Origin of the sequence: Streptomyces sp. MS191 (genome assembly GCF_008042125.1) — a bacterium.
Classification (GTDB): Bacteria; Actinomycetota; Actinomycetes; order Streptomycetales; family Streptomycetaceae; genus Streptomyces.
Window position 1 is genome coordinate 1 of sequence record NZ_RDBI01000243.1, and the last position, 2,027, is coordinate 2,027.

A 2,027-nucleotide genomic window follows, 5' to 3' on the forward strand; every position below is an offset into this window, starting at 1 on the left:
CGCTACCAGCGCGGGGTCGCGGGCGCCCGCCAGTCCGGGTCCAGGCGCCGCATGGCCGCCGCGTCGTCGCGGTCGCGCATCGTGCCGTCGTCCTCCACCCAGCGGCGGTGCAGGTCGGCCAGCCGGTCACGGTCGAGCTCGATCCCGAGGCCGGGCGCGTCGGAGACCGCGAGGCGGCCGTCCCGGAAGTCGGGCCGGGTGGTGACGACGTCCTCGGTCTGCCAGGGGTAGTGGGTGTCGCAGGCGTGGTCGAGCAGCGGCAGGGTGGCGGCGACGTGGGTCATGGCGGCCAGGCTGATGCCGAGGTGGGTGTTGGAGTGCATGGAGAGTCCGACGCCGTGGGTGCGGCAGAGCGCGGCGAGTTCGCGGGTGCGGTGCAGGCCGCCCCAGTAGTGGTGGTCGCAGAGGACGATCCGCACGGCGTCGCGGGCGAACGCCTCCGGCACCTCCTCGAAGGTGGTGACGCACATGTTCGTCGCGAGCGGCACGTCCGTGCGGGCCGCGACCTCGGCCATGGCCGCCGTGCCGGTGGCCGGGTCCTCCAGGTACTCGAGGACGTCCGCGAGCTCCCGGGCCACGGCCAGCGAGGTCTCGACGGACCAGGCGCCGTTGGGGTCGAGCCGGAGCGGGCGGCCGGGGAACGCCTCGGCCAGGGCGCGGATCGCGGCGATCTCCTGCTCGGGCGGGAAGACCCCGCCCTTGAGCTTGAAGGAGCGGAAGCCGTACTCCCGGTCGAAGCGGCGGGCCTGCTCGACGACTCCGGCGGGGTCGAGCGCGGGGCCCCACGCGTCCTGGCCGGCGTGCTTGTAGAAGAGGTAGGCGCTGTACTCGACGCTGTCGCGGACCCGGCCGCCGAGCAGGGCGTGGACGGGAAGGCCGAGGGCCTTGCCGAGGGCGTCCAGGCAGGCGACCTCGAAGGCGGACACGACGGACAGGCGGAGCTTGTCGGCGGTCTGCACCCCGCGCAGGCCGCCCGCGTCCACCCGCCCGTCGACGGCACGTGAATCGCCGCACACCTCGGCGGCCAGCGCGAACAGGCCGTTCACATCCGTGACCGATCGTCCCGGCAACGCCTCGGCGAGGGGGCGAGCGAGCTCCCGGTACCTCCCGTCGCCGTACGTCTCGCCGACCCCGCTCACTCCCCCGCGCGTGACGACCTCGACCACCAGACGCGGTGTGTACGGCTGATGGACGCCCTGAGTGTTGAGCAGGGGCGGGTCGGAGATGAGGATCGGGGTCAGCCGGACTTCGTCGACGATCAGCTCAGGATTCATATGTGAACTCTATTCATGGACCGGATTCACGACCAGGGGGCCCGACGGGGATTCCCGATGCCGCGACCCGGACGGACCCTGGACGACATACCGACTGGTCGGTCATCATGAACGCCGACCCGCCGGCCGCGCCCGGCCCGCGAAGCCCCCGGAGGTACGCACGATGAGCCCAGCCCCGCCGCCAGGTCTCGATCCCGAGCAGTTGCGCGGATTCCTCGACCGCGAGCGGCCCGGGCTCGTCACCGGCCCGCTGACCGCCCGGCTCATCGAGGGCGGCCGGTCCAACCTCACGTACATGGTCACCGACGGCACCGGCGAGTGGGTGGTGCGCAGGCCGCCGCTCGGCCATGTCCTGGCGACCGCGCACGACATGAAGCGCGAGCACCGGGTCATCAGCGCCCTGCACCCGACGGCCGTGCCCGTTCCCGAGCCGGTCGTGCTCTGCGAGGACGACGACGTGCTCGGGGCGCCGTTCTACGTCATGGAGTTCGTCGGCGGCACGCCCTACCGCTCCGCCGAGCAGCTCGCCCCGCTCGGGCCCAAGCGCACCCGCGCCGCCGTCCTCGGCCTGGTCGACACCCTCGTCGACCTCCACGCCGTGGACCCCGCGGAGGTCGGCCTCGCCGACTTCGGACGCCCCGAGGGCTTCCTCGACCGGCAGCTCCGCCGCTGGGGCAAGCAGCTCGACGCCTCCCGCAACCGGGAGCTCGCCGGCATCGACGAACTGCACGCCGCCCTCGGCCGGGCCCTGCC

2 protein-coding genes are annotated in these 2,027 nt (G+C 73.4%); one reads left to right on the forward strand and one right to left on the reverse strand.

Translation table 11 applies throughout. From position 1 onward, the window contains the following. Positions 1-2: 2 nt before the first annotated feature. Positions 3-1,274, reverse strand: coding sequence for a glucarate dehydratase family protein (locus EAO71_RS37100; protein ID WP_147982179.1), 1,272 nt, complete (start codon positions 1,272-1,274; stop codon positions 3-5). 163 nt (positions 1,275-1,437) lie between these two features. Here EAO71_RS37100 and EAO71_RS37105 point away from each other — a divergent pair. Next, the coding region (locus EAO71_RS37105; RefSeq protein ID WP_147982180.1) for a phosphotransferase family protein at positions 1,438-2,027 on the forward strand (590 nt) is incomplete at its 3' end.

Coding starts and splice junctions, on each gene's coding strand:
- EAO71_RS37100 (WP_147982179.1), bottom strand. CDS start 1,274: ATGAATCCTGAGCTGATCGTCGACGAAGTCCGGCTGACCCCGATCCTC.